This is a genomic window from Paenibacillus vini (genome assembly GCF_018403325.1).
Classification (GTDB): Bacteria; Bacillota; Bacilli; order Paenibacillales; family Paenibacillaceae; genus Fontibacillus; species Fontibacillus vini.
Window position 1 is genome coordinate 229,707 of the sequence record NZ_BOSL01000001.1, and the last position, 26,261, is coordinate 255,967.

General features: G+C 49.2%; 25 protein-coding genes, 1 riboswitch and 1 other annotated feature. Of the genes, 19 read left to right on the plus strand and 6 right to left on the minus strand.

Going from position 1 to position 26,261, the window contains the following annotated elements; all coding sequences use genetic code 11:
- Positions 1-20: 20 nt before the first annotated feature.
- A complete protein-coding gene (locus KJS57_RS01105; RefSeq protein ID WP_280520348.1) occupies positions 21-1,523 on the minus strand; it encodes a DHA2 family efflux MFS transporter permease subunit in 1,503 nt (500 codons plus the stop codon).
- Positions 1,524-1,648: 125 nt separating this feature from the next.
- Between KJS57_RS01105 and KJS57_RS01110 the strand changes: the two genes are divergently transcribed.
- From KJS57_RS01110 to KJS57_RS01155, 10 genes are all read left to right on the plus strand, one after another.
- Positions 1,649-2,203 carry a TetR/AcrR family transcriptional regulator gene (locus KJS57_RS01110; protein ID WP_213653435.1) on the plus strand — a complete coding sequence of 185 codons (555 nt, stop codon included), beginning with the start codon at positions 1,649-1,651 and terminating at the stop codon, positions 2,201-2,203.
- 76 nt (positions 2,204-2,279) lie between these two features.
- Positions 2,280-2,777 carry a DinB family protein gene (locus tag KJS57_RS01115; protein WP_213653436.1) on the plus strand — a complete coding sequence of 166 codons (498 nt, stop codon included), beginning with the start codon at positions 2,280-2,282 and terminating at the stop codon, positions 2,775-2,777.
- A gap of 144 nt (positions 2,778-2,921) precedes the next feature.
- Positions 2,922-3,002: riboswitch (glycine riboswitch) on the plus strand.
- Between the two features lie 144 nt (positions 3,003-3,146).
- Positions 3,147-4,490, plus strand: coding sequence for an amino acid permease (locus KJS57_RS01120; protein ID WP_213653437.1), 1,344 nt, complete (start codon positions 3,147-3,149; stop codon positions 4,488-4,490).
- Positions 4,491-4,544: 54 nt separating this feature from the next.
- Positions 4,545-4,810: a binding site (T-box leader), on the plus strand.
- Positions 4,811-4,875: 65 nt separating this feature from the next.
- Positions 4,876-6,552, plus strand: a complete 1,677-nt coding sequence (locus KJS57_RS01125) for a 2-isopropylmalate synthase (RefSeq protein ID WP_213653438.1) — start codon at positions 4,876-4,878, stop codon at positions 6,550-6,552.
- Positions 6,553-6,730: 178 nt separating this feature from the next.
- On the plus strand, positions 6,731-7,930 hold the full coding sequence (locus KJS57_RS01130; protein ID WP_213653439.1) for a macrolide family glycosyltransferase: 1,200 nt from the start codon (positions 6,731-6,733) through the stop codon (positions 7,928-7,930).
- A 167-nt stretch (positions 7,931-8,097) separates the two neighbouring features.
- Positions 8,098-8,775 carry a helix-turn-helix transcriptional regulator gene (locus tag KJS57_RS01135; protein WP_213653440.1) on the plus strand — a complete coding sequence of 226 codons (678 nt, stop codon included), beginning with the start codon at positions 8,098-8,100 and terminating at the stop codon, positions 8,773-8,775.
- A gap of 35 nt (positions 8,776-8,810) precedes the next feature.
- Entirely contained in the window at positions 8,811-9,989 is a 1,179-nt protein-coding gene (locus tag KJS57_RS01140; RefSeq protein ID WP_213653441.1) for a MalY/PatB family protein, read from the plus strand.
- A 33-nt stretch (positions 9,990-10,022) separates the two neighbouring features.
- A complete protein-coding gene (nhaC, locus tag KJS57_RS01145) occupies positions 10,023-11,513 on the plus strand; it encodes a Na+/H+ antiporter NhaC (RefSeq protein ID WP_213653442.1) in 1,491 nt (496 codons plus the stop codon).
- A 47-nt stretch (positions 11,514-11,560) separates the two neighbouring features.
- Positions 11,561-11,944, plus strand: coding sequence for a RidA family protein (locus KJS57_RS01150; RefSeq protein ID WP_213653443.1), 384 nt, complete (start codon positions 11,561-11,563; stop codon positions 11,942-11,944).
- 157 nt (positions 11,945-12,101) lie between these two features.
- Positions 12,102-13,487 carry an MATE family efflux transporter gene (locus tag KJS57_RS01155; RefSeq protein WP_213653444.1) on the plus strand — a complete coding sequence of 462 codons (1,386 nt, stop codon included), beginning with the start codon at positions 12,102-12,104 and terminating at the stop codon, positions 13,485-13,487.
- 102 nt (positions 13,488-13,589) lie between these two features.
- Here KJS57_RS01155 and KJS57_RS01160 read toward each other — a convergent pair whose 3' ends face one another.
- Genes KJS57_RS01160 through KJS57_RS01175 form a run of 4 tightly spaced genes read right to left on the minus strand, consistent with a single transcriptional unit; the run spans position 13,590 to position 17,530 of the window.
- Positions 13,590-14,399, minus strand: a complete 810-nt coding sequence (locus tag KJS57_RS01160) for an ABC transporter ATP-binding protein (protein ID WP_213653445.1) — start codon at positions 14,397-14,399, stop codon at positions 13,590-13,592.
- Positions 14,399-15,430, minus strand: a complete 1,032-nt coding sequence (locus tag KJS57_RS01165) for a FecCD family ABC transporter permease (protein ID WP_213653446.1) — start codon at positions 15,428-15,430, stop codon at positions 14,399-14,401. Before KJS57_RS01165 ends, KJS57_RS01160 begins: the two co-directional genes overlap by 1 nt.
- Entirely contained in the window at positions 15,427-16,443 is a 1,017-nt protein-coding gene (locus tag KJS57_RS01170; RefSeq protein ID WP_213653447.1) for a FecCD family ABC transporter permease, read from the minus strand. Before KJS57_RS01170 ends, KJS57_RS01165 begins: the two co-directional genes overlap by 4 nt.
- Positions 16,436-17,530, minus strand: a complete 1,095-nt coding sequence (locus KJS57_RS01175; protein WP_213653448.1) for an iron-siderophore ABC transporter substrate-binding protein — start codon at positions 17,528-17,530, stop codon at positions 16,436-16,438. Before KJS57_RS01175 ends, KJS57_RS01170 begins: the two co-directional genes overlap by 8 nt.
- Positions 17,531-17,771: 241 nt before the next feature.
- Between KJS57_RS01175 and KJS57_RS01180 the strand changes: the two genes are divergently transcribed.
- Entirely contained in the window at positions 17,772-18,446 is a 675-nt protein-coding gene (locus KJS57_RS01180; RefSeq protein WP_213653449.1) for an HAD family hydrolase, read from the plus strand.
- Positions 18,447-18,512: 66 nt separating this feature from the next.
- Entirely contained in the window at positions 18,513-19,427 is a 915-nt protein-coding gene (gene hprK / locus KJS57_RS01185; RefSeq protein ID WP_211024925.1) for an HPr(Ser) kinase/phosphatase, read from the plus strand.
- Positions 19,428-19,491: 64 nt separating this feature from the next.
- Here hprK and KJS57_RS01190 read toward each other — a convergent pair whose 3' ends face one another.
- Positions 19,492-20,436, minus strand: coding sequence for a copper amine oxidase N-terminal domain-containing protein (locus tag KJS57_RS01190; RefSeq protein ID WP_213653450.1), 945 nt, complete (start codon positions 20,434-20,436; stop codon positions 19,492-19,494).
- Between the two features lie 142 nt (positions 20,437-20,578).
- On the opposite strand from KJS57_RS01190, the gene KJS57_RS01195 reads away from it, so the two are divergent.
- From KJS57_RS01195 to KJS57_RS01225, 7 genes are all read left to right on the plus strand, one after another.
- Positions 20,579-21,340, plus strand: a complete 762-nt coding sequence (locus tag KJS57_RS01195) for a spermidine synthase (RefSeq protein WP_213653451.1) — start codon at positions 20,579-20,581, stop codon at positions 21,338-21,340.
- Positions 21,341-21,410: 70 nt separating this feature from the next.
- Positions 21,411-22,067 carry a deoxynucleoside kinase gene (locus KJS57_RS01200; RefSeq protein ID WP_373316681.1) on the plus strand — a complete coding sequence of 219 codons (657 nt, stop codon included), beginning with the start codon at positions 21,411-21,413 and terminating at the stop codon, positions 22,065-22,067.
- Positions 22,068-22,182: 115 nt separating this feature from the next.
- On the plus strand, positions 22,183-22,860 hold the full coding sequence (gene pnuC, locus KJS57_RS01205; protein WP_211024764.1) for a nicotinamide riboside transporter PnuC: 678 nt from the start codon (positions 22,183-22,185) through the stop codon (positions 22,858-22,860).
- Positions 22,857-23,867 carry an AAA family ATPase gene (locus tag KJS57_RS01210; RefSeq protein WP_213653452.1) on the plus strand — a complete coding sequence of 337 codons (1,011 nt, stop codon included), beginning with the start codon at positions 22,857-22,859 and terminating at the stop codon, positions 23,865-23,867. Before pnuC ends, KJS57_RS01210 begins: the two co-directional genes overlap by 4 nt.
- A gap of 24 nt (positions 23,868-23,891) precedes the next feature.
- Positions 23,892-24,785 carry an NUDIX hydrolase gene (locus KJS57_RS01215; RefSeq protein WP_213653453.1) on the plus strand — a complete coding sequence of 298 codons (894 nt, stop codon included), beginning with the start codon at positions 23,892-23,894 and terminating at the stop codon, positions 24,783-24,785.
- Positions 24,782-25,333, plus strand: coding sequence for a riboflavin biosynthesis intermediates N-glycosidase (gene ybiA, locus KJS57_RS01220; protein ID WP_213653454.1), 552 nt, complete (start codon positions 24,782-24,784; stop codon positions 25,331-25,333). The genes KJS57_RS01215 and ybiA overlap by 4 nt, the downstream gene beginning before the upstream one ends.
- 40 nt (positions 25,334-25,373) lie before the next feature.
- Positions 25,374-26,201: a TIGR02452 family protein gene (locus tag KJS57_RS01225; RefSeq protein WP_213653455.1), complete on the plus strand. Its 828-nt coding sequence runs from the start codon at positions 25,374-25,376 to the stop codon at positions 26,199-26,201.
- Positions 26,202-26,261: the final 60 nt, after the last annotated feature.

Here is a 26,261-nt window from a genome sequence, read left to right on the forward strand (position 1 = left end):
AATTTAAGAAAAGCCACTCCTTAGGCGGGGTGGCTTTTTTCTTCGACCGTGATCTTGTTTTTCAGTGGCATAAATAAGGTTATGACGAGTGCGACAACAGCCAGAATCATCATGAAGTAATAGGCGTCGCTTGCCCCTAAAATGGACGAAAGGGATTTAAGGAGCTCAGTAGTGGTAGAAGGGTTGTTCTGCATCACTGTTGCTGCATGGCTTGTTGCCTGCGCTGTATAAATCGTAATCACGACAGCCGTACCAATGGCTCCGGCGATCTGGCGAACGGTATTATTCACTGCCGTACCATGCGTACCGAGTTGTCTAGGAAGCGCATTTAACCCGGCCGTATTCAGCGGCATCGTGATAAAGCTTAATCCAATCCGCAGGGCAATGGTACGAATCATCAGATACATATACGTTGTGGATTGAGATAAATCCGTTACCGCCCACATCGAAGGAATAATGAACAGTAAACCAATGATGAACAGCGGCTTCGCGCCGTAACGGTCGTATAATCGGCCGGTGACAGGGGACATAAACGCATTTACAAGCGCACCCGGCAATAAGAGCAGCCCTGCGTCAAATGCCGTGAATCCGCGGCCGTTCTGCAGATAAATAGGCAGCAAGATCATGTCTGCGTACATCATCATCGTAACTAATACGTTAATGATAGAGGTTACCGTGAAGACTTTATTTTTGAAGACAGACAGGTTTAGCAGTGGATCGCCGGACTTGACTTGCCGAATACAGAATAGGGCGGTTATGACGATGCCGATGCTTAAGGACAGGATGACGATTAGATCGTCCCAGCCTTTACTGCCCGCACTGCTGAATCCGTATAACATCAAACCGAATCCGACGGTGGATAAAAGAACGCTTATGACATCAAGCTTCGACTTAGACGTTTCGGATACATTGACTAAATACTTGAAGGCTAACGCTATGACAATAAGGACAAGCGGGATGAGACCGATGAATAACCAGCGCCAAGAGTGATACTCGACTATAAATCCTGAGAGAGTCGGACCAATCGCAGGTGCGAAAATCATGGCCAGACCAAGCAGCCCCATAGCGCTGCCTCTTTTTTCAACGGGGAAAATCGCCAGCACGACACTCATCATGAGCGGCATGACGATTCCCGCACCGGCAGCTTGGATCATTCGACCCAACAATAGCACCATAAAGCTTGGCGCAGCCGCACAAATGATGGAACCGATTAATAAGAACGCCATGGCGCTAATAAATAACTGACGCGTCGAGAAGCGTTTCATTAAGTAGGCCGTAACCGGAATCAATATTCCGTTGACCAGCATGAATCCCGTAGAAATCCATTGTACGGTCGTTGCCGTGACCTCAAATACATCCATCAGATTACTCAAGGCGACATTCAATAATGTCTGATTAAGTGTGGATAAGAAACAGCCAAAGATTAAAATGGTGAGTAAAATCCCTTTGTTGATTTTCTTTATGTCTTCTTGCATTGCTGATGTCCTCTCCTCGTTGCTTTTGCTTTTTCGACATAGTGTCAATAAAATATATCTTATCAAGATTTAAGATTGATGCCTATTTGCAATTTTGCTGAAAATGTCGACTAATCGACAGATGCAGCCGATTGGTTGATGAAGTGACAAATAAACGATAATCGAGGGATGAAATGCCTGAACAAAAAAGAATCGACCCACGGGCCGTTCGCTCAAGAAAGATGCTGAAGAATGCCGTATTTTCATTACTGGCAGAACATATGGAAATTTCCCAATTGACCGTCCAAAAAATTGCCAACCGTGCAGAACTAAACCGGGCAACGTTTTATTTGCATTATGAGGATATTAATGACTTGCTGCGCCAGATTGTACATGAGATCTTTGATGACCTATCCATGAAAGTCGAGCCGCTGTTACAGGTGCCAAGCAACGACGAACAACAGCAGCTGGTTACATTTTTAAACTACTTTTATGAATACCGGAGCATTTTTGCCGTATTGGTTGAGCACACAGGCTTCAAAACCCACCTATCCAACTTATTGAAAAGCTCTATTGAAAAACGTAGAGGAGAAAGGAACATAAATTCCACGGGGAGGGTGGCTTCCGTCGATATTGTTGCCGCCTCGCTGCTGGGGATTATTATTTGGTGGATTAAGGAGGATACTGAATATAGCGCTGAATACATCGCGGATCAGATTACCCTGATGTACAAGAGGCGATATTTGTAACAGTGACAAGGTCTGTCACTATTAGCGATTAAGATAGATTTGAAAGATAACTTAATCGAAATAAGGAGATGAAATGATGTATAACACAGTTGGAGATTTTATCGTCGAATGGAAGAACGAAGCGGCATTAACCCAGAAGGTGCTGGACGGCTTGACCGATGAATCGCTCTCGCAGCCGGTGTACTCCGATGGCCGCACGTTAGGGAGGATTGCGTGGCATTTCGTTACGAATATTCCGGATTATTTAACGGAGTTTGGAGTCTCGATGGAGAAAGTATCGAATCAAGATGAAGTACCAAGTGCAAAGAAGATGGCGGAAACCTTTAAGACAGTTAGCTCTCAAGTGGTGAACGCTCTTCAAGAGCAGTGGAGTAATAGTACGTTGAAGAAAACCCAGAATGCCTTCGGAAGAGAAGAGTCTAACGCAACCATCTTCATGGGATTGATCAAGCATATTGCCCATCATCGCGGTCAAGTTACTGTATTGATGCGCCAAGCCGGATTGCCGATACCTGCTGTATATGGCCCCTCGAAGGAAGGCTGGGCTCTAATGGGGATCACTCCTCCGCGTTGAGGCTTGTGATTCACCGGTATAGCGACTTTTATCACTGATTAAATCATCACATCGCAAGTATTATGGTAAAATATCAGAACGGCAACAGAACTTCAATAATTTCATAATTCGCAAGCTATGATTGCTATGGATCACACTATAGCAGGAGCAGCTTCTGGAGAGACTGCGGGATTTCCGCGGCGCCGAAGGGTTCACAATCTCAGGCAAAAGGACAGAAGAGTACTGAATATTTATTTGTCATGCTGATCGCAATCGCTATTAGCAGGGCAAATACTATTTCATATTCTTTATGAACCGGGAGATTGGATGACATCCAATCTCTTTTTTGTTTTTTACCAAAGTAATGCAAACATTAAGGGGGAACTAGGTATGGCACAACCGGAATTAAAGAGAGAGCTGGCCAATCGGCATGTTCAACTCATCGCCATCGGCGGCACCATCGGTACAGGATTGTTTTTGGGTTCCGGCAAAGCGATTCAACAGGCGGGTCCGTCCATCATGATTACGTATCTGCTCGTGGGCATCGCCGTATTTTTCGTAATGAGAGCGCTGGGAGAACTGCTGTTATCCAAAGCGGGCTATCAATCGTTTACGGACATTGCCGAAGATTATCTCGGACCGCGAGCCGCATTTATCACTGGCTGGACTTATTGGTTTTGCTGGATCATGACGGCGATGGCCGACGTTATCGCTGTGGGCGTATACGTGCAATATTGGTTTGATATCCCGCAGTGGATACCGGCCGTCATCTGCCTGATCATTTTATTGGGGCTCAATCTGTTAACCGTCAAAAACTTTGGAGAACTGGAGTTTTGGTTTGCGTTAATCAAGGTCATCACAATTCTCGCTTTGATCGGCATCGGGATCATTTTGCTGATTATGGGATTCAATACGGATGCCGGATCGGTCACGATCACGAACCTCTGGAAACACGGAGGAGTATTTCCGAACGGTGTCACAGGCTTTTTATTTTCTTTTCAAATGGTGGTCTTCGCTTATGTTGGCGTGGAATTGGTAGGCGTATCGGCAGCCGAAACGTCCAATCCGGAAAAAAACATCCCATCGGCAATCAATAAAATACCGCTGCGGATTTTGTTCTTCTACGTTGGCGCTCTTTTCGTCCTGCTGTGCATCAACCCGTGGACTCAGCTCACGGCGTCGGAAAGTCCTTTTGTAAAAACCTTTAGTTTGGTAGGAATTCCGCTTGCCGCAGGCATTATTAACTTTGTTGTATTGACTTCGGCCGCTTCGGCCTGCAACAGCGGGATGTTCTCGACAAGCCGGATTCTCTATAATTTGAGCAAGAACCGGCAGGCGTCGCCGCACTTCGGAAAGTTGAATAGAAATCATGTGCCGGGGAATTCGCTATTCATTTCTACGCTGGTCATCTCTGCGGGGGCTCTTTTGAGCAAGCTCGTTCCGGAGCAGGCATTCGGAATTGTGACGACCATAAGTGCCATTTGTTTCATCTGGGTTTGGGGTGTCGTTCTCATATGCCATATCAAATATAAGAAAACCCGGCCTGAATTGCAGGCTAAATCGAAGTTCAAGGCTCCTTTCACGCCGGCCGTGAACTATGCCGTCTTAACGCTGTTTGCCGGAATTCTCATCATTATGCTAATCGCAGCGGAAACGCGTCCGGCTTTATTGTTTACGCCGCTATGGTTTGTTCTGTTGTTCATCTTGTATTCGATCGGAAGCAGGAAGGGATAAAATTACAAAAGACAATTGACAAAGCGGCCCGGACGTTATAGCATGACAATAATATCTAATACGTTGAAAAGGAATAGTAAGCTTTTCTAAGCGATCAGAGAGCTGTTGGTTGGTGTGAAACAGCCGCGAGGAATTACTGAACTCACCTTGGAGTTGCCCGCTGAACCAGTGAAGTAGGCGGAGCCGGAGTCCTGACCGTTATCTTCAGGAGGATATGAGTTTACCGGTTTACCGGGAAACCGTATCCGTAGAGTGCATGCCGTGTATGGCGTGAATTCGGAGTGGTACCGCGTAAGATGTCACAGTCTTTCGTCTCTGTTATCTGTTAATGGAGATGGAAGGCTTTTTTGTGTTAAATCAAAAAACGAGAGAAGGTTGGATACCCATGAAAAACGTTGACAAATACGCTAGAGGATACTTTGCACCGCCGGAAACAAGCTTGAAATGGACTACCAAAGAATATATTACGGAAGCCCCGATTTGGTGCAGCGTTGACTTGCGTGATGGAAATCAGGCATTGATCGTACCGATGAATTTGGAGGAAAAGCTGGAATACTTCAAAATGCTCGTGGAGATCGGGTTCAAAGAAATCGAAGTCGGGTTCCCCGCAGCGTCGGAAACGGAATTCGCCTTCTTGCGTACCTTGATCGAGCAGGATCTGATCCCGGACGATGTAACGATTCAGGTGCTTACGCAGTCGCGGGAGCACATTATCCGCAAAACGTTTGAGTCGCTGAAAGGTGCAAAAAAGGCTGTCGTGCATTTGTATAACTCGACTTCCTTGGCGCAGCGGGAACAAGTCTTCCGCAAATCGAAAGAGGAAATTATCGACATCGCCGTGAGTGGCGCCAAGTTGTTGAAGGAATGTGCATTGGAAACGGAGGGGAACTTCCAATTCCAGTATTCGCCGGAAAGCTTCACGGGTACGGAGATTGAGTTTGCTCTGGAGATTTGTAATCGAGTTCTCGACGAATGGCAGCCGACTGCGGAAAATCCGGTGATCATTAACCTGCCCGCAACGGTATCCATGTCGATGCCGCACGTTTACGCCAGCCAGATTGAGTATGTAGGCGAACGCTTGAATTATCGGGAACATGTCATTTTGTCGGTTCATCCGCATAATGACCGTGGAACGGGGGTAGCGGACGCCGAGTTGGCGATGCTGGCTGGAGCTCAGCGCGTGGAGGGCACTCTGTTCGGAAACGGGGAGCGTACAGGTAACGTAGACATTGTGACGCTGGCTCTGAACATGTACTCGCACGGGGTTGATCCGAAGCTGAATTTCGAGACGCTTCCTGAAATTCTTGCCGTTTATGAACGATTGACCAAGATGAGAGTGAGCGAAAGACATCCGTACGGCGGCGAGCTCGTATTTACGGCGTTCTCCGGTTCGCATCAGGATGCGATTGCCAAGGGTATGAAATGGCGCGAAGAGAAGAATCCGCAGTATTGGTCGGTTCCTTATCTGTTGATCGATCCGAAGGATATCGGCAGACAGTACGAAGGTGATATTATCCGGATCAACAGCCAGTCCGGCAAAGGCGGAATCGGTTACGTGCTGCAGCAGAAGTATGGGCTCGATCTTCCTCAGAAGATGCGCGAGCACTTCGGATATTGCGTGAAGAACGTATCGGACCACCAGCAGAAAGAGCTGATGCCGGATGAAATTTACGACATTTTCTTAAAGGAATATGTAAATCTTAAAGCGCCTATCGAGCTGGTCAAATATCGTATTAACGGCGATGAAGACTTTGAGACAGTCGTTGTTGTACGGACGGGCGACGGGGACAAGGAGATTAAAGGTGCAGGGAACGGAAGACTGGACTCGGTCAGCAATGCCCTGCAAACCTATCTTGGGTTGGAATACAGCGACCTGGTCTATACGGAACACGCTTTGGAAATCGGCTCTAAGTCACAAGCGGTCTCTTACATCGGAATCAAAGCTTCGAATGGCCAGGTATACTGGGGCTGCGGCATAGATGTGGATATTATGACCTCGTCGATCAAAGCTTTATTCAGTGCGGTAAATCAAATGAGCCGGAGTATTAACGGGAACCGTTAAGTTCTATACGGAACACAGTTGCAGGATTTCATAAAGGGCGGGGCTTGCTTGCAAAAGCAATGGCCCCGCCCTTTTAGTTCAAAGGTAGAGGCCGTATCTTCCGCCTGTTTTGGAGTCACACTATAAGTAGAATAATAGTATTTTTGTCTGCACATTAGCGTACGAAGGAGTGATAACCATGGCGCGTGTATTGTTTATAAATGCCGGTTCGGAGGGACATATTAATCCGACGATCGGTGTAGTGCAAGAACTGGTGTCACGAGGAGAGGAAGTCATATATTTCTGTATCGAAGCCTTTCGGGAGCGTATAGAGAAGGTCGGAGCTACCGTGCGGACCTTGGATGATCAAAAATTCATCAAGGCTTTTATCTCCGGCGGTAGAGATTATTTGCTTCAAAGAATCAACGGTCTTTTGCTTACGGCAGATATAGTCATACCGAGCGTTCTTGAACAGACCGAAGGGGAGCACTTTGACTACGTCATTCATGACTCCATGTTTGGTTGCGGCCGCATGATTGCTCAAATATTAAAGCTTCCGGCTATTAGCTCTGGTACTACTTTTGCAGAGAACAGAGAATCCTTCGATAAAATGTTGGAACAATTTAATAAGCAAACCCCTGTGAACATAGCCAAGCCCATATACGATCAATTTCAAAGCCTGACGGACACGATTATGGAACAATATGATATAGAAATTCGCTCCCCCTACGAAGTGTATTGTAATCCAGCCCCGCTTACCCTCGTTTACACGACCAGGGAATTTCAACCTGATGGAGAAGCCTTTGATCCCTCTTATAAATTCGTAGGTCCATCCATCGCTGCGCGATCTGCGCAAACAGGTTTCGACCTTCCGGTAATTCAGGGGAAAGAACTCATTTACATTTCGCTGGGTACCGTCTTCAACCAGGCCAAAGATTTCTATAAGCTTTGTTTTGAGGCCTTCGGAGATACGGACTATAGGGTAGTCTTGGTGATCGGGGATAAAGTCGGGGTTTCCGATTTAGGGGAGGTTCCCGGAAATTTCATCGTGAAAAATTACGTTCCGCAAATGGAAGTGCTGCAACGCACGAATTTGTTCATAACTCATGGCGGAATGAATAGCGCCCATGAAGGCCTTTATTTCGGGGTTCCGCTAATCGTCATTCCGCAAAGCGCAGACCAGCCGATCGTCGCGGAGCAAGTTGCCCGACTGGAAGCAGGGATTGCCTTCCCCATGCCAAGCTTGACGGCAAATAAGCTGCGCGAAGCTGCAAACCAGGTGTTAAGCCATTCATCGTTCAAGGAAAATGTCGTAAGGGTTGGAGCATCCTTTCGGCAGTCAGGCGGCTATCGACAAGCAGTGGATGAGATACTCAAGTTTACAGCAAACATTCTGTAAGTCGGACAAATCAGAGAAGATATAGCAACTCTCATTTTATAATTTTTTCAAAAAATTAACTCTTGAAAACGTTTCATCCTCGTTGTAATATATTTTTATCAAGATAATAAATTATTATATCGATAAAAGAGATAAAGGTTATTCGGAAAGGAGAGTGTAAACATTAAATGAACAACAACCGCTATTATCTGGAGAAGTTTTTTCCGGTTGCTTCTTTTATCGCCGCGATTGTCGGGCCCAAATGTGAGGTAGTGGTGCATGATATCAGCGATCCGGAGAGATCGATTATTTTCATTGAAAACGGATTCATCAGCGGTCGGAAAGTAGGCGACGGATCTACCGACCTGGTATTGAAAATTCTAAAAACCGAAGCTTACCGGGAAGAACCGTTTATTGCCAACTATAAGGCTACCGGGAAATTTGGACAGAACTTCAGATCCTCTACTTATTTCATCAAAAATGACGATCAAGAGTTGGTCGGACTCATGTGTTTGAACATAGACGTTACTCACATGGAGGTAGCGGCTGAATGGGTGCAGCATATTTTACAGGGCGGCTCGCCGTCCTTCCTGGCCTCACCGGAAGCTCCCCCGCGCCAGCAAGAAAAGCCGTCAGCCGAATACCTCCAAGGTAATCCCGACGACTTGCTGCAGCATATGATCGGTTCGGTGATCGGCAAGCTGGCCATACCGCCGGATCGGCTATCGTCCCAGGAGAAGATCGACATTGTTCGTGAGCTCAATGATCTTGGCGTCTTCTTATTGAAGGGCGGCGTTTCCGAGGCTGCGGCTGCCTTATCCATTTCGGAGCCGACGGTATATCGTTACTTACAGAAGCTTAAATAACAATTACGTGGCAACATATTAAGGATGGTGACATCATGAAATACAACTTTGACGAGGTCATTTCCAGACTGGGAACGAATAGCGCAAAATGGGACGGAACTACTCAGCAGTTGGGAGACGACATGCTGGTTCTCTCCGTGGCGGATATGGATCTGCAAGCTCCGCCTGCGGTAGTTGATAGAGTGGCGGAAGCGGCCCGGCACGGGATATACGGGTATACGGATCTCTATTCGCCTTATTATGAAAGCGTTCGTCATTGGCTGGACAAGGCTTATGACTGGCAGGTCCCCGCAGAATGGATCGTGTTCAGTCCCCGGATCATTCAGGCGGTCTCTATTCTTATAGACCGGTTCACAGAGAAGGGTGAGCGGATCTTGATTCATACGCCGGCATATCAGCCGATCGCCAATGCCGTCAAGCTGAATGGAAGACAATTGGCGGAGAGCCCCCTTCGGCTCATCCACGGCCGATATGAGATCGACTTCGAAGACATGGAGCGTCAGATGAAGGAAGGCGTGAAGATGGTTCTTCTTATCTCACCCCATAATCCGACAGGCCGGGTATGGACCGAGAATGAGCTGCAGCGCATGGCCGACTTATGTTGCCGTTATGATGCATTGATTGTCTCAGACGATATTCATGCCGATTTTATCCACGAAGGGCATGAGCATACGGTGATTGCCAAGTTGTCTGAGGAGGTGGCGAACCGCTCTATTATTTGCACCTCGCCGGGCAAAACGTTTAACCTGGCTAGCTTGGAGATCGCCAATATCGTCATACCGAATCAGCAATTAAGAGAAAAATTTCAGCTCGGGCTTAAACAGGCCGGCATTCATAATCCCACCTTTTTTGCGGTACCGGCGCTGGAAACGGCCTACACGCAATGCGATGATTGGCTGGTCGAGCTTCGCTCCTATATTGCGGACAATATTGTTTTTACCGAGAAATATTTTGCGGAGCATATGCCGGAGCTAAAGATTATTATGCCGGAGGGTACTTACCTGCTGTGGGTAGATTGCTCGGCATGCAGCACAAATGAAAGCGATTTAGTGGAGTGGATCCAGCAAAAAAGCCGGGTAAGCGTCAGCTTCGGCACCTCGTTCGGGGAGGTCGGAGAGGGGTATATCCGTCTCAATGCCGGAGCGCCCCGGGCTCTTCTGAAGGAAGCGTATGAGCGGATGTCGAGATATTACCCGTTACGTCATAACCAATAAATTATTCTTTTACATCATAAGGGGGAACTTATCATGGCCAAGCCGATTAAAGAGAAAGTCATTAAGCAGCCTACTCTGTTCTTGGCTTTAGTACCGATCATCACCATGGTTTTACTGCTCTCATTGGGTTATGTATTATTTGAGTTGCCGCCGGAGCCGCTCATTATTGCATCCACCATCGTAGCCGGGATCATCGCCATTAAATTGGGGTACAGCTACGACGATATCATGGGCTCGATTGCTCAAAAAATAGGCAAGACGATGCCGGCCATTCTGATTTTGATCACCGTCGGGTTTATGATCGGTGCCTGGATGGTCGGAGGCACGATTCCAATGATGATATTCTATGGACTTAAAATCATTAATCCTCAGTTTTTGCTCATAACTGCGTTTCTTGTAACATCGGTGGTATCCCTGTGTACCGGAACCTCTTGGGGATCGGCCGGGACCATCGGGATCGCCTTTATGGGCGTAGGGGCCGGACTGGATGCCAACCTTGCGGCTGTGGCCGGTGCGGTGGTTGCCGGAGCTTATTTCGGGGACAAGTTGTCGCCTCTGTCGGATACGACCAATTTGGCGGCGCTGGCTACCGGAGTTAATCTCTATGAGCATATCGGCCATTTGCTTTACACCACGGTTCCTTCCTTCATTGTGGCCAGTGTGGTATTTGTAGTTACCGGTTTGAACACGCACGGCGCGGGTACGGCTATTCCTGAAAAGGTTACTGAAATTATGAATACGTTAAGCACGGTATTCCATTGGAATCTGTTGTTAGTGCTTCCGATTCTGATCGTTCTCTATGGATCGGTCCGGAAGAAACCAACGGTTCCCGTCATGCTGATCTCCTCTGCGGTCGCGATGGCGAATGCCCTGATCTTCCAGGGATTTACCCTGCATGATGTCGTTACCTCCGTCGTGAACGGTTTTGACATTGCGATGGTTCATGTTCAAGGCTTTGATGCCGCAGCGGTGATCCCGGATATTCCGAGACTTCTGAACCGCGGGGGTATGAACTCCATGATGGGCACCTTGTTGATCTGTTTCAGTGCTATTACGTTCGCCGGTACGATTTCGCTTACGAAATCGCTTGAATTGATCGTAAACAAGATCCTCAAGCATGTGCGCTCCACGGGCTCCCTTATTCTTGCAACAATTGCTACCGGCCTTACGATGATCGGGGTTACCAGCAACGGTCAGGTATCGATTCTAATGCCGGGCGAAATGCTGCGGGAGGCTTATATCCGGCGGGGATTGCATCCGAAGAATCTGGGACGGACAGTCGAAGACTCGGCGACAATCATTGAACCTATTCTGCCATGGACGGCTGCGGGGGCTTATATGGCCGGCACGCTGGGTGTAGCCACGCTGTCCTACTTGCCATGGGCTGTACTATGCTGGACAGGCATCATCTTTGCAATCATTTGGGGATTTACCGGCTTTGGGATTACCAAGCTCACCCCGGACCAGCAACAGGAAATGCTGAAGGAGTACAGTGGAGAGACTGTTTTGGCGAGTGAAAAATAAATAAAATGGCGTCCCTTAATTGGCGCCTATCAAAGGAGAGAACTTTCATGACACAATCCGAAAGAAAAGCAATTGCAACCAACGAGGCTCCCGGAGCGATCGGTCCTTATTCTCAAGCCGTTCAATTTGGAAACATGATATTTACCTCAGGCCAGCTCGGCATGAACTCCGCCGGAGAATTTCCGCCGACGGTGGAGGAGCAAGCCAAGCAATCGCTAAGCAATGTGAAAGCCATTCTGGAAGCGGCGGGCTTTGGTATGGAACAGATCGTCAAAACGACCGTGTACCTGCAGGATATGACCGATTTTGCCTCAGTGAACGAGGTGTATGCTACCTTTTTCTCCGAACCTTATCCTGCACGCAGTGCCGTTGAAGTAGCCAAGCTGCCGAAGAACGGTCTGGTTGAAATCGAAGTCATCGCCGTAAAATAATCAGATGATAAGCGCATAATTCGGAGTACCGCATAAGTTAAAGTCTTTCGTCTCCTAACGGAGATGGAAGACTTTTTTGCGACCCGTAGACGATTTCCGCAATGGACGCTAAACTAGGGAAGTCGAAAGCAAAAAAACAATTAGGAGCATGTACAACGTGACTGTAACCGATCGAATTCCATCTTGGAAAAAACTTAGTCTCTTTGCCGTGACCTGGCCCATTCTCGTCGATTCCGTACTGCGGATGATGCTGGGCACGGTTGACGTGTTTATGTTAAGCCGCATTTCCGACAAGGCCACGGGTGCGGTAGGTTTGGCCAACGAAATTATTTACTTTTGCATTTTGATGTTTGGGTTTGTCGGCATCGGCACCAGCGTCGCGGTCTCCCAGTATATCGGTGCCGGGCGTGAAAAAGAAGCAAGCCGCATCTCGGCGATGGCCATTACGATGAACCTGATCTTCGGCATCCTCGTCAGTATGACCCTCTTGTTTTTCGGAGAGACCCTTCTGCACTTGTTGAAACTGGATCCCGAACAAATCGGAATCGCCAGCCATTATCTAAGGATCATCGGCGGGTTTATCTGGATTGAGGCACTCTCTTATGCGGTTTCCTCCGTCATCCGTGCCAGCGGACATACGAAGAGCGTGATGTATGTGACGCTGGGCGTCAACTTATTGCATGTGACAGGAAACTATTTACTTATTTTCGGTAACCTGGGCTTTCCGGAGATGGGCGTAACAGGAGCGGCTATTTCGACGGTCGTCAGCCGTTTTCTGGGAATCATAGTTCTCCTCGTGATTTTATACCGCCGCATTCCCGCGCCGATTCGTTTGAAGGATTATGTGACTTGGAAAAGATCCTATGCGAAGCAGGTTCTTAGCGTGGGCCTGCCTGCTGCGGGCGAGCATCTCGCTTGGCAGTCGCAGTACCTGATGATTATGAGCTTTGTTAATATGATTGGCATCACGGCGCTGAACACGCATGTATATGTAATGAACGTATCCAATTACTTCATGGCTCTGGCCTTGGCGATCGGGGCGGGTACGGAAATTATCGTCGGGCAGATGGTCGGTGCGGGAGAAATGAAAGAAGCGTACCGGAGACTGATGAAGAGCGTGAGAATCAGCTTCATATTAACCTTCGCCGTCGTAGGCGTCGCCGTAATCTTCCGGCATGGACTGATTGGCATGTTTACGGAGGACCCTGCTATTATAGCGGCAGGGGCGAGTATTTTCCTGCTCTCCCTCATCATTGAACCGGGCCGGACATTCAACATCGTCATTATCAATTCCTTGCGCGCCGCCGGGGATGCGCGTTTTCCCGTTATGATGGGCGTACTCTCGATGTGGGGAGTCTCGGTACCGCTCGCCTACTTCCTGGGCGTACATCTCGGGTTCGGGCTGATTGGCGTATGGATCGCCTTTACGGTTGACGAGTGGCTGCGCGGGCTCATCATGCTGCTTCGTTGGAGAAGCCGGGCCTGGGAGAAGAAGGCGCTCGTTAAGCCTGTTCATGTGATAGAGAACGACTTGGCTTCCTAAGGATTTGGAATCCCGCACAAACAACCGCCTGATAGCCGGGTTAGGATAATAGTTCAAAAAAAGGACCAGCCTGGAGGCTGGTCCTTTTATATTTCCGCTATCCTAAACTTCCTGATTCACATGATACCTTCCTCTAGGCACCACCAATGGAGATCCCGAAATCGGATCTTCGATCACGGTGCAATCCAGTCCGAAAATGTCCTTAACCAAGGTGCTTGTAATGACCTCTGACGGCTCGCCCTCAGCGACAAGCTTTCCCTGATGAAGCGCAAAAATATGGTCGGCATAACGCGCTGACAAGTTGATGTCATGGAGAACCATGACAATCGTGGTTCCGTGTTTCCGGTTCAGATCGGTGAGCAGGTCCAAAATCTCGACTTGATAGGTGATATCCAAAAAGGTCGTCGGTTCATCGAGAAATAAAATGTCGGTTTCCTGTGCGAGAGCCATGGCAATCCAGACGCGCTGGCGCTGCCCGCCGGACAGCTCGTCGATCGGATGGTTGGCAAACTCCGTGATATCCATAATTCTCATGGCTTCGGCCACGGCCTCGTTATCCTTTTTAGTCCATCCGCCGAACAGGGACTGATGCGGAAACCTTCCCCGACCAACCAGATCCGCTACAGAGATTCCTTCCGGCACGATAGGGGATTGAGGCAGCATGCCTATTACCCGGGCCAATGGCTTGGACGGGAGCTTGCCCAGCGGCTTTCCGTCGAGCGTAATGGTTCCGGAAGTGGGCTTTATCAGCCGTGCAAGTGTTTTAAGAAGCGTTGATTTACCGCAACCGTTGGCCCCGATAATAACGCTTATTTTATGGCTGGGTATGACCAGGCTTACGTCTTGGATAACCGTTTTATTCTCATAGCCCGCTACGAGCTGTTCGGCTTGAAAAAGATGTGTCGGCTTCATTATAACTCTCCCTTTCGATTCATTTGGATCAGCAAGAAAATCAGATACGGTGCTCCGAGTAATCCGGTAATGATGCCCACAGGGAATCTGTACTCAAAAGCAAATTGTCCGATTAGATCTGCCGCCAAAACCAAATTAACGCCTACAAGACCCGCCGGAATGACGTTGGAGAAGCCGACTCCCGCCAGTCTTTTCGCGATCGGTCCCGAAAGGAAGGAGACGAAGGCTATGGGACCCGTGGTGGCGGTAGCCATAGCTATCATGAAGACGGAACCCAGTATGAACACAATTCTAGTCTTGTCTGTAGCAACCCCGAGAGAAGAGGCCGATTGTTCTCCAAGCTCCAAAATATCGAGATGTCTTCCCAGCAGGATCACGACAGGGGCCAAAACAAGCACCGTTATGACAAGGGGAGGCAACTGATGCATTTGAGAGCCATTGAGGCTGCCCGAAAGCCATCTGATCGCTGCGGGAACATCCTGTTCCGCGCTAACCAGCAGCAGATAGGAGATCAAGGCGTCAAGCATGGCCTGCATACCGATCCCGACAAGGATTAATCGCCCGATGGAGAAAGACGTTCCTCTGGACAATAGATAAATGACGATCACCGTAGCCAGACCGGCAATCACCGAAGCCACAGAAACTACCGCTCCGCTCGTATGCAGGATGATGATGCAAAAAACAGCCGCCGCACTCGAACCGGAGGTAATCCCGAGGACATTCGGATTGGCAAGCGGATTGCGCAGCATGGTCTGGAAGGTGTACCCGGCAACGCCAAAGGCAAATCCGGCAAACAGGCCCGCGAGCATTCTCGGCAGACGAATCGTATTCACCGCAAAAGACACGCCTTTAAGCTGCTCTCCCGTAAGTGCTCGAATTACGTCTTTAACCGGATAGATCGTGTTCCCCAATAAAAGCATGGCGCAGCATAGGCCAACTGCAAGAATAGCAAGGATGCCGGTAACAAGGATCCATCTGCGGCGTCTTTGCCGCCGTCCCGTGACAATAAATTGAATGGATTGATTATTCATAATGAACGCACTTTCGATTTTATGGCTAATAGGATTAGGATGGGAGCACCGATAAACGCCGTAACAACGCCGACTTCCAGTTCTCCTGGGCTGCCGATGAGCCGGCCGCATACATCGGATATCGTCAAAATGATCGCTCCCGAAATAGCTGACATGGGTATAACGAAACGCAGGTCGGGGCCAAGAATCAGCCGTATGACATGGGTGGATAAAAGCCCGATAAAACCAATTGGCCCTGCAAGCGCAGTGGTAGCACCGCATAAGAGGACACCGGCCAGAGCCGCAACCAGTCTCAGCGTTCCGGTTCGAACGCCTTGTCCGGCCGCCACCTCATCCCCCAGTGCCAGTGCATTCAGAGCAGGAGCGGTAAGGATCGCGGTCAATACCCCGATGACCAAAAACGGAATAAACGTAGCAATCCCGCTCCAGGTTGCCGAACCTACGCTTCCCACTTGCCAAAACCGGAATTGATCCATGACATAAGAACGCGGAATCATGATGGCCGTAACCAAGGAAGAAAGGGCAGCGCTTGTAGCGGCGCCCGCCAGAATAAGCTTAATGGGCGTGGCACCTCCACGCCCCATTGAGCCAATTCCGAATACGAACACTGCAGTAATCGCAGCCCCGGCTAAAGCCAGCCATATATATTGATTAGCGGTACTTATGTTTAAGAATGCAATTCCGCAAACTACAAATAATGAAGCGCCCGTGTTTACCCCTAGGATACTCGGGTCCGCGAGCGGGTTACGAGTTACCGCCTGCATAAGCGCTCCGGAAACCCCGAGTGCCGCACCGCAGAACAAACTGAATACCGTTCGGGAAATCCTCTTGCGGACCACGCTCGCCCCGTAGGAGTCGACATCAGGGTGAAATAGACCGTCGATCAGTTCGGGAATTCTCACCAGCCGGGAGCCCAGGACCAGAGAGGCGAGCACGCATATGCCCAGCAAGACTAAACAAATGATAAGCACCTTCGTAAAATTCCGCGGAATAAGAGAGTTAGAACTATTCATGGATCTTGCTTATAGCTCCGTCAATTAAACCTAAATATTCATCGATAGTATAAGAAATCGAAAGCGGGTTCGGATTCCCGGAAGCCGCCAGAGGGGTACCGTCACCAATGAACACTACGGAACCGCGTTGAATCGCCGGGATTTTGCCAAGCAGAGGATCCGCTTTAACCGCTTGATACAAGTCCTCGCCGCCATATCCGATCAAGATATCGGCATCGTTCAGAACGTCGGCATTTTCAGCGCTTAAATTCATGGAATAGCTGGTAGGGTCCGTAATCTGTTTCGTAACACTTTCAGGGTAAACCATGCCTAACTCAAGCAGGAATGAGCCGCGTGGATCCGCAGGGGTATAAATATGTAACTTGGACATATCTTTAGCCGAGAAGTTCACCCAAACCACTTTTTTACCCTGCATATCAGGATGGGCGCTTGATTTTTCCTTAATTAAGTTCTCAGTGTCTTTAATGAGCTGTTCGCCTTCCGCTTTCATACCCATACCGGTTGCATTCAGCAGAACCTGCTCACGCCATGTAGTCAGCCAAGGCGTAGTCGGATAGGCCACCACCGGGGCGATCTGAGTAAGAATATCGTAGTCTTCCTGCGTAATGCCGGAGTAAGCCGCGAGAATTACATCCGGATTTGAGTCCGAAATCGCTTCGAAATCAAGGCCGTCCGTATCTTGAAATACATTAGGGTCCTTTACGCCAAGTTCCTCCAGCTTTTTGGCTGTCCATGGCAACAATCCGCTGTCATCCTGAACGCCGTAATTCGCCGCCGAGAAACCTACGGGTACAACTCCAAGGGCAAGAGCGACATCATGGTTCGCCCATTGAATGGTAGCGACGCGCTCAGGCTTTTTCTCAATAACAGTTTCGCCAAAAGCGTGCTTGATCACGATCGGATATCCGGAAGCTTCATCTTGAGAGGCTGGAGCTTCGGTGTTAGTTGAACTATTCGCCGAATTGTTCGCAGCTGCGGATGGTGTAGAATTAGGGCTTGTTTTCTCTCCGGAACAACCGGCAAGAACGAGTATAAACGCAAACGAAAATAATAATGTTTTTAACGGGAACCCTTGTTTCAGCTTCATGAATTGTACCCTTCCTTATATAAGATTTAGTTTTTATCGTTTATTTGATAATGATTATCAATGTCACTAAATATATAATCGCTTGAGTTAATTGTCAATGGAAAATTTGGAAGCGGCATTAACTCTTGGTATTGTGCATCGATATCGTTGATTACTCATATAGAAAGGGATTATATCGTTTACTATAATTGGAATGACGGCGCAAATCGCCAAAGGATTAGATTAAGAATAGGGAGGAACCATGCTGCAATCAATCATTTTCGATATGGATGGCACGTTATTTCAAACCGATAAAATCCTGGAATGGTCCCTGGAGGATACGTTTAACCATTTGCGTGCGCTAAATAAATGGGATCGGGCAACCCCGCTCGATCAATACCGTCAAATTATGGGCGTACCCCTTCCGAAGGTATGGGAAACTTTGTTACCTCATCATTCCAATGAAGTGCGGAAGAAGACCGATGCTTATTTTCTGGAGAGGTTAATTGAGAATATCAAAAGGGGAAAGGGTGCTCTTTATCCTAACGTGAAGGAAGTTTTCACTTTTGCAAAAGAGAATAATTGCTCGATCTACATAGCCAGTAATGGGTTAGCGGACTATTTAAATGCCATTGTGAATTATTACGATTTGGACCACTGGGTGACCGAAACATTCAGTATCCAGCATATCGAATCCTTGAATAAGTCAGACTTAGTCCGGTATATTATAAAAAAATATGGTATAACGAATGCAGCGGTAGTGGGAGATCGGCTTTCGGATATAAAGGCAGCCAAGGACAATGGGTTAGTAGCCATAGGTTGTAATTTTGACTTTGCGCAAGCCAGCGAGCTTTCCCAGGCTGACATCGTCATTGATGATTTGCTAGAATTAAGAACGATTTTACCCCGATTGCAGGATTCGCTTTCCAGAGAGTAGAACTGAAATAAATGTAAGATGACCAGGCGCATTCCGGGTACGCCCTAGTTGCAGGAGGAGAACAATATGAAGTCGATCACCGTTCAAAGTCTTACGGAAACGTTCCAATTGGAAGTGCTTGCGGGAGCCAGCCGAATGGACCGGACGATTACCCGTCCGCGGACGCATAGGCCTGGACTGGAGTTTGTCGGGTATTTCGATTTCTTTCCTATGGAGCGGGTGCAGGTGCTCGGCCGCAAGGAAATTACTTATTTACTTACGCTGAGTATAGAGGAACGCAAGCTGCATATCGGGAATATCGTCAAATACCATCCGCCGTGCTTTATTGTGACGTCAGGACAGCAGGAGATTCCCTATCTGAAGCTGTTCTGCGATCAGGAGGGCATTCCGCTGCTGCGGACGCCGGAGACGACCACCGAATTTATCGCCAAGCTGGACAGGTATCTGGTGAAGGCGATGGCTCCCGAAATATCCATTCACGGGGTATGCGTGAACGTATCGGGCATAGGCATTCTGCTCAGAGGCAAATCGGGAATCGGCAAAAGCGAGACAGCGCATACGCTCATCCGCAGAGGCCACCGGTTCGTGGCCGACGATATTGTGGTGCTCAAAAAGCTTGGCCCGGCCACACTTCTGGGCACGCATAACGAGACAACACGCGAATTCCTAGCGCTGCGAAGCATCGGACTGATCAACGTCGTACGTCAATACGGGCGCAGGGCGTTTCAGGACGAAACGAGAATCGTGCTCGATATTGAGCTTGCCCCGTGGCAGGAAAATTCCTTAAATAACGAGCTGGAGGTAGTGCCTCAGTTCACCGAATACCTCGGAGTTCAAATTCCGCATATCGAAGTCCAGCTTCAGCCTGGACGCGATGTAGCCGGTTTGATCGAGGCAGCGGCTAACAATTGGTATCTCAAGCAACTGGGTTACAGCGCGGCCGAAGAGTTCATGCAGCGGATCGAGAACGAGATGCAATAGGAAATAAAGAAGGAGCCGGCGGGAAACGCCGGCTCCTTTTTTTTATTTGTACGGACTAATTTATTCAGATCGCATCTAAAGCGACTTTGACTTTGGATTCAACGGATGCATTCACGTACTTCATGCTCAGGGCGTATCCGCTGTCAGTGGGTTTTAATAAGATGATGATCTTAGTGTCTCCCATTTTCCAAGTACTTGATAAGGAACCCTCGTTGGCAAGAAGCGTAAGGTATTGATCAAGTTTTACCGCATCGATATCCTTGTCGATAACAAAGGAGCCTGCGACCGGCTTGCCGTAATCCCGAAGCGTACTATGGAACATGCCGGAATAAACGCCCAATATATAGGCTTCGTTTTGGCCGGAAATGTCTGGGAAGTAGGCCGATGCAGCCAGTTGGTCTTTGTAAAAGATATATAATTCTTCAAAGTCTTCCGGCGATTCTTGGTACAAAAGGAGGTAAATATCGCCCGTTCCGCCTTCATCGAGAAGCGACTTTTCTCCGGAAACCGACTTCATTTGGTCCGTGGTAATTCCCCATGGCGGAATAAAGGCGGTTGACGCCGGTTTTTCCCCGATCCAGGCGATTCCCATAGAAGCATCCGCCCCGATGGCTTTGCCGGTCAATTGCTTAACGGCCGATAAAGGAATGTAGATAGTTCCGTTCAACGCCTTGGCCGGTACGGAAAGAAGAACTGCAGATCCGTTGATTTTTGCCTTTTTGCTTCCTGTGGTTACGATGATGTATGAGCCTGCTGAATTTTTTGCCGTAATCGCCTTACTTTTGCTATCTACGGTCGTGGTATACTTTAGATCGGTTAGAACCGCCTTCATCGGAATTAATGTAGTTCCTTTTTCCACGATGGTTGGCAATTTTGATGATGAAATGTTGCCGTCGACATAAAGAGTGTAAGATGCGGGAGCTGCGGCGGAAGCCAAGGGAGCGTAAGAGAATAGACCTGTGAAGATAGTCAGGCACCCTACGAGCGTCAAGTAAACTATTTTTTTCATAATGTCTCCTTTGCCATGTTTATGGCTTCGAAATAATAGGACTAATTTCTTAAATATAACATAGCTGGCGTTAAATAACGCCTAATATTTTCCTTATAAACAACATTTTTTTGATATGAAATACGGAAAGGAAGTAAGGTGGATGCAAGTACTGTATGAGGAGGAAGATGAGGTTCGGGGCAAGCTGATGGTTTATGAAACAGCCCAGTTGGATGGGGAATTCGGTAGATATCGCGTTCTGGCATTTTCGGATGGAGCAGCTCAAGGGGTATTGGACTTAGACGATCCGGAAAGCATCGTATTCGAATATCCCCGGGCCATTCTTCATCTTATGGATACCTATCTCCCGGACTACAGTGAAGCGTACGTCATCGGTCTTGGCATCGGAACAATACCTGCGAGACTCCAGGATAAACGGGTAAAGGTGGCGGAGATCGATCCCCGGGTTAAGGAGGTCAGCCGTCGTTACTTCGGGTATTCCGCGACTAATGTAGAGGTTGGCGACGGACGAAACATGCTGGAAAAAGAGCCGAATCTCGCCTATGATTATGTAGTTCTTGATGCTTTTACGGAGAAGGATACGCCGCTTCATTTGCTGTCGGAGCCCTTCTTCATGCTGTGCAGGGACAAGCTGAACGAGCGGGGTGCGCTCATCATGAATCTGTTTGGCCGCGGGTCATCCGATAATCTGATCCGGGCCGTTCACACCACGTTACAGTCTGTATTTCCTTATACTTGTTGCTTTGAATTGCCGCAGACGGGCGCGGCTGATAAAAGAAATATACTTCTTATGGGAGCGCAGCAGCCGATACGTTATCGCGAAAAGGAGATGGCCGGCTTTGTAGCCTTCAAACCGGAGGAGGGGTATATCATCCAGGATCGGGAGGATGAATACCGATTGTGAAAATCGGGCAAGAACGATATAATTCAACACTTATGAGAGATACAAGGTAAGGGTAAAGGAGCCTAAAATCATGAACTACGGAATACCGGATAATGCAATGATAACCGTGGCGGGCACGGTCGGGGTTGGCAAATCAACATTGACTACCGCACTGGCGAATCGGCTGGGGTTCAAGACCTCGCTGGAAAAGGTGGATCATAACCCTTATTTGGAGAAGTTTTATGCCGACTTCGAGCGTTGGAGCTTTCATTTGCAGATCTATTTTTTGGCTGAACGATTTAAGGAACAGAAAGTTATTTTTGCCGCGGGCGGAGGGGTTGTCCAGGACCGTTCCATTTACGAGGACACCGGAATCTTTGCAAAAATGCATGCCGATCAAGGCACGATGTCAGCGACGGACTACCAGACGTATACCAGTCTCTTCGAGGCTATGGTGATGACGCCTTATTTTCCGCACCCGGATGTGCTGATTTACTTGGAGGGCAGTCTTCCGGCCATCTTATCCCGCATTCAGGATCGCGGCCGCGAAATGGAGATTCGGACGGAAGTATCGTATTGGGAGCATATGCATACCCGGTATGCCGAATGGATCGAAGGCTTTACCGCATGTCCGGTGCTGCGGCTGAATATCGAGGAATACGACGTGAACGACCCGGCTTCGCTGGATGATATAGTTCACCGGATTAGCGATACGATTCAGTTGAAACAGATCCCCCAGTTGGGATAGTAAATTTGAGCCTGCGACAGGGAGGGAAAATATTCTTGCCATTCGCAGGCTATTCTGTTATTTTTGATAGTAACAAATTGTTATTATCATAAAGTTACGAAGTGAGGGATGTATGATGAAGAAGATGGCGGGTAGTTGGAACCTGTTCGAAATAACCTGGTTGGTGTTGTTTACCTCAATCGCTGTCGGGTTTACCTTCATTTCCAAGGATTCGTTATTCGGGTTTACGGTGTTTATCACCGGGGTGCTGTGCGTAGTGCTTGCGGCTAAGGGCAATCTGATGAGTTATGTGTTCGGCATGTACAATACCTTCGGTTATGCCTACTTGGCTTATATTAACGGTCTGTTTGGAGAGGTCATGTTGAACCTGCTATTCTTTGTTCCCATGAACGTTATTGGCTTCTATATGTGGAAAAATAACCGCCAAGACGGCAAGCTCGCCATGCGCCAGATGGAGCTTAAAGGTCTGCTGCTCGTTGGGGCGGTATGCGTATCGGGCTGTCTGCTGCTGGGATTCGGGCTTTCGTTCATCCCCGGGCAGAACTCGCCTTACATCGATGCCATTACGACGGTGTTGTCGGTGGTGGCTACCTTTTTAATGGTGCGGAGATTTAAGGAACAATGGCTGGTCTATATCGTGCTGAATTTGTTCACGGTGCTGCTGTGGGTGATTCGGATGGTGGAGGGCAGCGGTGAAGGCTTGTTGATGATCGTCATGTGGAGCGCCTATCTGGTGAACGCGGGATACGGCTACTACAATTGGAACAAAGGGGCCAAGGAGGCGACAGTATGAAGACGCTGGGATTAACGCTGGGAAAGTTCGCCCCGCTGCATAAAGGGCATCAGTTCATGATCGAAACGGCGCTGCAAGAGGTCGACGAATTGATCGTGGTGATTTACGAGACGACGGTCACCCCGATCCCGCTTCACATCCGGGCAAACTGGATTCGGGAACTCTATCCGGTGGTTCGCGTGATCGAAGCCTGGGACGGACCGGACGGGTATTCGAACGACCGGGAGCATGAGATCCGGGAAGAACAGTATATTTTGGGCTTGCTGAATGGTGAACAAGTAACACACTTCTACTCCAGTGAGTTTTACGGCGAGCATATGAGCTTAGCGCTGGGTGCGGTGGACCGGCGGGTGGATGAAGCCCGCGAAGTGGTTCCGGTTTCGGCGACGATGGTCCGTTCCGATCCATATAAGTACAGAGAGTTCGTAAGCGATATCGTATACCGGGATTTAATTACGAAGGTAGTCTTTGTGGGAGCGATGTCGACGGGCAAGTCGACCCTTACCGAAGCGCTGGCACAGCGGTATCACACGACTTTTGCGAGCGAATACGGACGCGATTTTTGGACCGAGCATCAGGTGGACCGCAGAATCGGCCTGGAGGCATTCGATGAAATCGCGGTGGGACATATCGAACGCGAGGAGCAGGCATTGCTGGAGGCGAACCGGGTTCTATTCGTCGATACGAATGCGATTACGACGTACATGTTCGCCCTGGATTACCACGGCCGGGCGCCGGAGCTCTTGACCCGAATCGCTCTGGAGAACGCACAGCGGTACGATCTGTTCTTTTTATGCGATGACGACATTCCTTACGACGATACGTGGGACCGCAGCGGGGATCAGAAGCGGCATGTTTTTCATAAACAGATTATCGCAGACTTGAAGGCGCGGCGAATTCCCTACATTACACTGCGGGGAAGCCTGGAGGAACGCATGAGCAAGGTAGACGAGGTGCTGGCGAAGTTCGAGCCCTACCGGAACTATTTCGGGGAGCTGCACGGTTAGAATAAGATAATGGAGGCGAACCCGATGGATATGCTGGATCGCGATGGACTTACAGAACTCGAGTTTTTGGAGCAATACCGGGCAGGGGATTTCGAGCGGCCTTCAGTGGCGGCGGATATGGTCATTTTCACCGTTACGGATTCGGAGGCGGACAGCTATCGCAAACTGCCGGAAAAAGAGCTGCGCATTCTGCTCATTCGCCGGGGGGGTCACCCTTTTCTGGGCAAATGGGCGCTGCCCGGCGGCTTCGTCCGTCCGAACGAGACGACGGAACAGGCCGCGGTAAGGGAGCTGCGTGAGGAAACCGGCGTAGACGACGTTTATTTGGAGCAGTTGTATACGTTCAGCGATATCGGGCGGGACCCGCGAACCTGGGTGATGAGCTGCAGCTATATGGCCCTGATCAACAGCGACCAATTGGAGCTTAAGGCCGGAGACGACGCGGCCGAAGCGGCCTGGTTCAAGCTATCCTACAGATTGCTGCGGGAACGAAAGGAATTGGTCGAGGACGGATACGTCAAGACGCTGGAGTTTGAGCTCAAGCTCAGCAGCGAAGGAGAAGAGCTCTCAGCGGTCGTGGCGAGGACGGTGACAGCAAGGGCTACATCGTCGGGAACGGATTATTCGATTGTATCGAATGACGGACTGGCTTTTGACCATGCCAAGATCATAGCATGCGCGATCGAGCGGCTGCGGGGCAAAGTGAATTATACCGATATTGCGCTGCACTTAATGCCGAAGCTGTTTACTTTAACGGAATTGCAACAGGTTTACGAGGTCATTATGGACAAAGAGCTGCTGAAGGCGGCCTTCCGGCGCAAGGTGGCTGATCTCGTGACGGAGACCGATCATTACACCGAAAACGCGGGGCACCGCCCATCCCGCTTATATCGGAGAAATTTGGAGGATTTACGATGATATACAATCTTGAAGAGTTAAGAAAAGCATATAACGCGGGAAAGACATTCAAGTATGTGTTCTTTTGGGGCCATACGCCGCCTAAAGACGGGAGCGTCGACAAAAGCTGCTTCAGTCAATGGTGGATGTGCCCGTTCACGATAGAGGGGACGGAGTATTCCTGCGCGGAGCAGTTTATGATGGCCGAGAAGGCCAGGCTGTTCGGTGATGAGGAAATGCTGGAGTCGATCCTGAAGGCCAAGCATCCGAAGGAGATGAAGGCTTACGGGCGCGCGGTCGGAAACTTCGATAAGGAGATTTGGGACAAGGAATGCTACAGTATTGTCAAAAGAGCGAGCTTGGCTAAATTTTCACAGAATCCGAAGCTTGGCGATTATCTCAAGTCAACGAAAAACCGCATCCTCGTCGAGGCCAGTCCGCGGGACCGCATCTGGGGGATCGGTATGGGTCAGTTCAATCCGGACACGGAGAATCCCGTGAAATGGCGGGGCAGAAACCTGCTCGGCTTCGCGCTGACCGAGGCAAGGGACGAGTTGCTACGGAGTTAGGTTTTGCAGAAACAGTTGATGAAGAAAGAAGGGAAGATAAATGAATCGAAAAGAAATTGCCGAGGAAACTTTGATGATCCAACGGCAAGGCTTTTATGAAGCTGATGGACGCCGAATAGACTTCGCCTCGGCGCAGAAGCATTCGGAGGACCGCAGCGAGTTGATCTCGCCGGAGCGGGGGGAAGAGCTGGTACGCGAAAGTGCCGGGCTGCCCCGGCTGTCGCAGGCCGCCGTTTGTTCCGTCGCCAATGAGGCAACGGTAAAGGCCATTCTAGATTTTGCGGAGGCTGGGAAAGAAAATGTGGGCGTGCTGAACTTTGCCAGCGCTAAAAATCCGGGTGGCGGATTTCTGAACGGAGCGATGGCTCAGGAAGAAAGCCTCGCGGCATCCAGCGGGCTGTACGAAACGCAGCTGCGAAATGAAGGCTACTATAAAGCGAACCGGGCCTGCAAATCAATGATGTACACCGATCATGCCATCTATTCGCCGGACGTGGTGTTCTTCCGAGACCCGCGATTTGGACTTTTGGAAGAACCGGTGACCGCTTCGGTATTGACGCTTCCCGCCGTGAACTACGGGCAGGTTTTGCTTAAGGGAGAGGATCCGCTTGAGGCGGAACGCGTCATGAAAGACCGAATGCGCTTAGCGTTAGCGATCTTCGCCCACAAAGGTGATAAGCAACTTATCCTGGGGGCTTATGGGTGCGGCGTATTCCGAAACGACCCGGTGAAGGTGGCGAGATGGTGGCGCGAGCTTTTGGAGGAGGAAGACCTTGGGTCGCTGTTTACGGAAATCCGGTTTGCGGTCTTGGATACTTCGAAAGACGGGAAGTGCATGAAGGCTTTTGAGGAGGAGTTCGGTAGCTGACCGGAACGATTCGGCGTAGCCAAAACTTCGTTATTGACTGCGCCCTTAGGGAACGCATTA